The sequence below is a fragment of the Fodinicola feengrottensis genome, assembly GCF_039530045.1.
GTDB classification, from domain to species: Bacteria; Actinomycetota; Actinomycetes; order Mycobacteriales; family HKI-0501; genus Fodinicola; species Fodinicola feengrottensis.
The window spans coordinates 26,819-32,535 of the sequence record NZ_BAAANY010000012.1 but is presented as its reverse complement, the minus strand read 5'-3'; the positions used below and the strand labels follow the sequence as shown (position 1 = coordinate 32,535).

Annotated in this window: 7 protein-coding genes; 6 read left to right on the top strand and 1 reads right to left on the bottom strand. The window is 67.7% G+C overall.

From position 1 onward, the window contains the following. Nucleotides 1–96: 96 nt before the first annotated feature. From ABD301_RS18325 to ABD301_RS18300, 6 genes are all read left to right on the top strand, one after another. Nucleotides 97–564 carry a PH domain-containing protein gene (locus ABD301_RS18325; RefSeq protein WP_279582139.1) on the top strand — a complete coding sequence of 156 codons (468 nt, stop codon included), beginning with the start codon at nucleotides 97–99 and terminating at the stop codon, nucleotides 562–564. Nucleotides 565–767: 203 nt separating this feature from the next. Next, on the top strand, nucleotides 768–1,364 hold the full coding sequence (gene infC / locus ABD301_RS18320) for a translation initiation factor IF-3 (protein ID WP_163571923.1): 597 nt from the start codon (nucleotides 768–770) through the stop codon (nucleotides 1,362–1,364). 84 nt (nucleotides 1,365–1,448) lie between these two features. Next, a complete protein-coding gene (gene rpmI, locus ABD301_RS18315) occupies nucleotides 1,449–1,643 on the top strand; it encodes a 50S ribosomal protein L35 (RefSeq protein ID WP_163571895.1) in 195 nt (64 codons plus the stop codon). Between the two features lie 100 nt (nucleotides 1,644–1,743). Then, nucleotides 1,744–2,130 (top strand): 50S ribosomal protein L20, encoded by a 387-nt coding sequence (gene rplT, locus ABD301_RS18310; RefSeq protein WP_163571896.1) that lies wholly within the window; start codon nucleotides 1,744–1,746, stop codon nucleotides 2,128–2,130. A gap of 17 nt (nucleotides 2,131–2,147) precedes the next feature. Beyond that, a complete protein-coding gene (locus ABD301_RS18305; RefSeq protein WP_163571897.1) occupies nucleotides 2,148–2,975 on the top strand; it encodes a TrmH family RNA methyltransferase in 828 nt (275 codons plus the stop codon). 149 nt (nucleotides 2,976–3,124) lie between these two features. After that, nucleotides 3,125–4,003 (top strand): CPBP family intramembrane glutamic endopeptidase, encoded by an 879-nt coding sequence (locus ABD301_RS18300; RefSeq protein WP_344311464.1) that lies wholly within the window; start codon nucleotides 3,125–3,127, stop codon nucleotides 4,001–4,003. Nucleotides 4,004–4,042: 39 nt separating this feature from the next. On the opposite strand, the gene dacB is transcribed toward ABD301_RS18300, so the two are convergent. Continuing rightward, the gene (dacB, locus tag ABD301_RS18295) at nucleotides 4,043–5,623 is read right to left on the bottom strand and encodes a D-alanyl-D-alanine carboxypeptidase/D-alanyl-D-alanine endopeptidase (protein ID WP_163571900.1); all 1,581 of its coding nucleotides are present in this window, start codon (nucleotides 5,621–5,623) and stop codon (nucleotides 4,043–4,045) included. Nucleotides 5,624–5,717 lie beyond the last annotated feature (94 nt).

The window sequence follows — 5,717 nt, the reverse complement described above, 5'->3', positions numbered from 1 at the left end:
GACCTGTCGCTGGATGGAGTTGTTGATCAAGGAGAGATGGCGCAGTTCGCGAGGGCACGGTGAAGGGCCGGTCTGGCGGGGGAGCAGACTGGGGGCGTGAGTGAACAGCATCCGCCGGACGTGAGGGCTCTGCCGCGCCGGTTGTCGCAAGTGTGTTGGGTGGTCGCGCCGTTCATCGTGCTGATGTTCATCGCGCTGTCGTTCGGGTTGACCGGACGGACCGAGGGCGGCGGGATGTTCAGCACCGGTGACCAGTACGCGATGGTGGGTCTCGGGATCCTGCTGGCGGCGGGAGTGCTCTGGTTCACCCGGCCCCGTGTGTACGCGGACACCAAGGGCGTCCGGATCCGGAACATGTTCGGGTCGTACAACCTGCCCTGGCAGGTGGTCACGGCCGTACGGTTCGACGAGGGGTCGCCGTGGGCGGCGCTGGACCTCGCCGACGACGATCAGGTGGCGGTGATGGCGATCCAGCGGCAGGACAAGGACCGCGCGGTCGCGGCCGTACGAGGGTTGCGGGCCCTGCTCGCCGACTCGCAGACTGGTGCCGAGGGCACCGATTAGGACAGCGCACCGCTGACCTGCTAGCATCGCTTGTTGACCAGCCTCCTGGATTGTCAGGTGGCGTCAAGTGGAGCCCCGCTCCCACCCGAGTCGCCGTTGCGTACGACCCAGGCGTCCGGGTTCCGGTCCTGGTGGCGGTTCACCCCGTCGCCGGCTATGGCTTTTCCAGCGTGGCGGACCGGTTGAGCGAGGGCCCTGGGCATATGCCCGGGGCCCTGTTTGTTGTGTTCGGGGCTGCACGAAGCAGAAACAGTTACGTCCAAGGAGGCCCCATCAGCGTCGACCTGCGTGTGAACGACCAGATCCGCGCCCGCGAGGTGCGTCTAGTCGGTCCGGAGGGTGAGCAGATCGGCATCGTGCCGATCGACAAAGCGCTAGCACTGGCATCTGACACCGACCTTGACCTCGTGGAGGTCGCGGCGACCGCACGCCCACCCGTATGCAAGCTCATGGACTACGGCAAGTTCAAGTACGAGAGCGCGCAGAAGGCCCGGGAAGCCCGCCGCAACCAGACCCTCACGGTCATCAAGGAAATGAAGCTTCGGCCGAAGATCGACCCACACGACTACGACACCAAAAAGGGTCACGTCGAGCGGTTCCTCAAGGCCGGCGACAAGGTCAAGATCACGATCATGTTCCGTGGTCGCGAGCAGAGCCGTCCGGAACTCGGGTTCCGGCTGTTGCGCAAGCTCGCCGAGGATGTGGAGGAGCTCGGCTACGTCGAGTCTCAGCCCAAGCAGGACGGTCGAAACATGATCATGGTGATGGCCCCGCACCGTGCACTGAAGACCGCGAAATAACGGCAGTTGACTCGCTCTCCGCCCGGCGTACGCCGGCGCGGAGGGATGCCAGCCGCCGCCATCTGAACGAGGAGACAACGACCAATGCCGAAGATGAAGACCCACAGCGGGACGAAAAAGCGGGTACGCATCACCGGTTCGGGCAAGCTGCAGCGTGAGCAGACCAACCGCAAGCACCGGCTTGAGGTCAAGTCCAGCAAGCGCTCCCGCAAGTTGGCCGCCATCGTGGACATCGCTCCGGCGGACACCAAGACGATCAAGCGGATGCTCGGTCGCTAGAAATACCAGCACCAGCACCAAAAGACAGTGACCGCCGGCGACGGCGGACCGAGATGAAAATCCCGCCGCAAAGTGGGATAGCGACGAGATAGGTGGACAAGTGGCGCGCGTGAAGCGGGCGGTAAACGCCCATAAGAAACGACGGACCACGCTTGAGGCGGCCAGCGGCTACCGCGGCCAGCGTTCCCGGCTTTACCGCAAGGCGAAGGAGCAGCTGCTCCATTCCGCGACTTACGCGTATCGTGACCGCAAGCAGCGCAAGGGCGACTTCCGGCAGCTGTGGATCACCCGGATCAACGCCGCCGCGCGCGAGAACGGCATGACCTACAACCGCCTGGTGCAGGGCCTGAAGCTGGCCGGCGTCGAGGTGGACCGCAAGGTTCTCGCCGACATCGCCGTCACCGACGCGCCCGCGTTCGCGGCACTGGTGAAGGTCGCCAAGAGCGCGGTTGTCGGGCACACCGGCGCCGCCGACTCGGCTGCCTGAGCGTCACTCGACTTTTCATGCAACCCGGGGACATTCCGCTGCACACCGAGCGGACTCCCCGGGTTTTCGCTGCCCGCAAGCTGATGCGGCGCTCCCATCGGGACAAGGCCGGCCAGTTTCTGGCTGAAGGCCCGCAAGCGGTGGCCGAAGCGGTGGCACGGGCCGCCGACTCGCCGGGCGCGGCGACGGATGTGTACGCCACCGAAGAAGCCGCCGGCCGCTATCCGGAGCTGCTGGAAGCCGCTGAGCGCCGGGGCGTACGGGTGAGCGTTGCCACGGACAGCGCGGTCGCCGGCCTGTCCGAGACGGTCACCCCGCAGGGCCTGGTCGCCGTCTGCGGCTTCCTCGACGTGCCGCTCGCGACCGCGCTGACGGGCCTGCCGGCGCTGGTCGCTGTCATGGTCGAGGCCAACGACCCCGGGAACGCCGGTACGGTCCTGCGTACTGCTGACGCGGCCGGTGCCGGTGCCGTTGTCCTCACCGACGGCAGCGTCGACCTCTATAACGGCAAGTGCGTACGCGCCTCGGCCGGCAGCCTCTTCCACCTCCCGGTGGTCCGCGGCGGTGACGCGGCCGAGACCGTCGCGCAGGTCCGCGCGGCGGGGCTGCGGGTGTTGGCCACCGCCGGCGACGGGGAGGCCGACCTGTTCGGCGAGGCCGCCGCCGGCCGGCTGGCCGGACCGACCGCCTGGCTGTTCGGCAACGAGGCCCGCGGGCTGCCGGACGAGATCGCGGCGCTCGCGGACGCACGGGTACGGGTGCCGATCTTCGGCCGCGCCGAAAGCCTCAACCTGGCCGCCGCCGCGGCTGTCTGCCTCTACACGACCGCCGCCGCACAGCGATAGGCATCACGGCCTTTCCGGGCATCAATGCCCTGAAACGGCCGTGGTGGTTGGCAACCGTGGATAGGGTTGAAGGCGATGATCGGCGACGGGGTAGACCACGACGGAAAGCGGGCGCACGACTACGTCGGGTGCCGTGATGGTGCGTACGAATGCTGATGGTTGACACGACCGTGCCTCCCAAGCCCACCAAAACGCCCGATGCGGTACGAGTCGGCGCGGTCGCCGTCAGGGCCGGCACGGTCGGCTGGGGGTGGCCGATCGCGATGATCGCCATCCGGCTGGGGATCATCGCCGCCGGCGTCGGCATCGTCTTTGGCGTCGCCGTCCTGCTCCACAGCTCGCAGGCGCTGCTTCTCGCGCTGACGGCGGCACTGCCGATGACGCTGGTGGCCAACCTGGTGAGCCTGGAGATCCTGGTCTGGCGCGGCCACCGCGAGGGTTTTCGGCTGCGCGACCTGATGGGTTTTCGGACCGGCTGGAAGTCGCTGCTCAAGGACGCCGGCTGGAGCCTGCTCTGGGTGCCCGCGTTGATGCTGCCCTTCGACCTCGCGGTGGCAGGGGTGGCGGTGGCGCTTGGTCACCCGAAGGACCTCAACACGCTCATCCTGGCCGTGCAGAAGCTTTTCATCGGTCCGCTCGGGCTGAGCGCGGGCCGGAGTTTCCCGCTCTGGTACGGGATTCTGATCGCGGTGTTGTTCCCGTTGATCAACCCGCTGCTGGAGGAGATCCACTACCGCGGCTATGTGCAGCCCAGGATCGCCGCCCGGACCAAGCACGCCTGGATCGCCATCGGCTTCACCAGCATCTTCTTCGGCCTGCAATATGCCGCGTACGCGTGGGCCTGGGGCTCGGTGCCGGTCTTTGTGGCTGGTTATCTGGTCTGGGGGATCGTCGCCGGGGTGATCTCGCACCTGCAGCGGCGGATCGCGACGCTGGTTTTCGCGCACTTCCTGGTCAGCATCCCGGTCGCCGTTCTGCCCCTCGCGTACATTCTGCTTTCTTTGCTGGTCACCAAAACAACGGTCTGAGCCACCCGACAAAGGGTGACTCAGACCGTGGTGGTGTGATCAGGCGGCCTTGGCCCAGGAAGGCTCGATTTCCTTACCGCTGCCCGAACGCTTGGTCGGTGCCGGGGCGTGCAGCAGGCTGCTGGTCGCCGCCGAGCCGGTGGCCAGCCGAACCGCGATCCGGTCCTGTAGGTCGGTCGGCGTCGGGGTGACGTAGTTGTTCAGCAGGATCGAGAAAACGTCCACCTGCCCGTCCGGGCCGGTGACATAGCCGGACAGCGAGGTCGCGCCGGTCAGCGTGCCGGTCTTCGCGTGTACGTTGCCGGCCGCCTTGGTGCCGGCCATCCGGGCCGCGAGCGTGCCGCCCACCAGCGGGTCGGGCTGGCCGGCGATCGGCAGCGCCGCGTAGAAGGTCGGGAACCAGCTCTTGGAGCGCACCTTGACCAGCAGGTCGGCGACCCCGTGCGCGGACGCCCGGTCGTCGTCGGACAGGCCCGAACCGTCGTACAGACTGAGCGCGGTGGTGTTCACGCCCAGCGCGGTGATGTGCTGCTTGATGGCCGCGGTGCCGGCGGCCCAGCTGCCGGTGCCGGAGACCCGTTTGCCGATCGTCTTGGTGAGGATGTCGGCGATGCCGTTGTTGCTGAGCTTCAGGTACGGCGTGAGGATGTCGCTCAGCGGCGCGGACTGCTTGGTGGCGAGCACCTTCGAGCCGGCCGCCGCGGTGCCGTGGGCGGTCTGGCCGGTCACGCTGACGCCGTGCTTGGCCAGCGCGGCGCGGAAGATGCTGGCCACATACAGCGCCGGGTCCTCGACCGTGCGGAGCTTGACCACCGCGGCGCCGCCGGCCGGGATCGAACCGGTGACGACGACGGTGTTCGCGCCGGCCGGGCGGTCCACCGCGATGGTGTTGGCCGAGCCCGCCGCGCCGGTGGTGGCCTTGTTGGACACCTTCACGTAGCCGGTGTCCGAGCTGAGCGCGATCGCCGCCGGCTTGCCCTGCGCGGCCGGCGAGATGGTGACCTGGACGGCCCCGGTGTCATCGACCGAGTCGGTGGCCACCGTCAGCGCGGAGATCTCCGACGCGTACGCGAAAGGCTTGTCGCTGTCATCCCAGTGCGGGTTCCACCGCTGGCTGTCGAAATACGTGTCGTCAGCGAGCAGCTTGCCGCTGATCGTCTTGATCCCGCGGCTCGCGATGCCGGCCGCCAGCGTGTCGTAGTCGGCGGCGCTCACGGTCGGGTCGCCGGTGCCACGCAGGACCAGGTCACCGCGCAGAGTCGAGCCGCTGACCGGCGCCACCGAGCCGACGGTCGTGCTGAACCGGTACGAAGTGCCTAGCAGGTCCAGCGCGGTGGTGGTGGTGAACAGCTTCGCGTTGGAGGCCGGCCGGACCGGGGAGTCCACCGCGGAGCTCGCGTAGAGGCTCGCGCCGGCGGCGGTGCGTACGTCCACATCGCTGGTCGCCTTGGCCAGCCGCGGGTCGGACAGGATCTTGTCCAGGTCGGCCTTCAACGTGGTGTCGGCGTGCGGCTTGGCGACCAAGTCATGCGCCGGGGTGGTCGCCGCCAACGCCGTCCCGGTAATACCGGCGAAAGCCACGATTCCGGCCACAACGCCGGCAATCCGTTGATATTTCACTAAAAAGTCCTCCCGGAAGTCGTCTTCGCGCAGAACGCTACCGGTTGGCGAATGTCATCTCGTTTCCACCTGAAAGCGAACCGGCGGCACCCCG

Excerpts from the sequence above, each read along its gene's own strand:
- ABD301_RS18300 (WP_344311464.1), top strand. The coding sequence starts at position 3,125 with ATGCTGATGGTTGACACGACCGTGCCTCCCAAGCCCACCAAAACGCCC.
- rpmI (WP_163571895.1), top strand. The coding sequence starts at position 1,449 with ATGCCGAAGATGAAGACCCACAGCGGGACGAAAAAGCGGGTACGCATC.
- ABD301_RS18305 (WP_163571897.1), top strand. The coding sequence starts at position 2,148 with ATGCAACCCGGGGACATTCCGCTGCACACCGAGCGGACTCCCCGGGTT.
- infC (WP_163571923.1), top strand. The coding sequence starts at position 768 with ATGCCCGGGGCCCTGTTTGTTGTGTTCGGGGCTGCACGAAGCAGAAAC.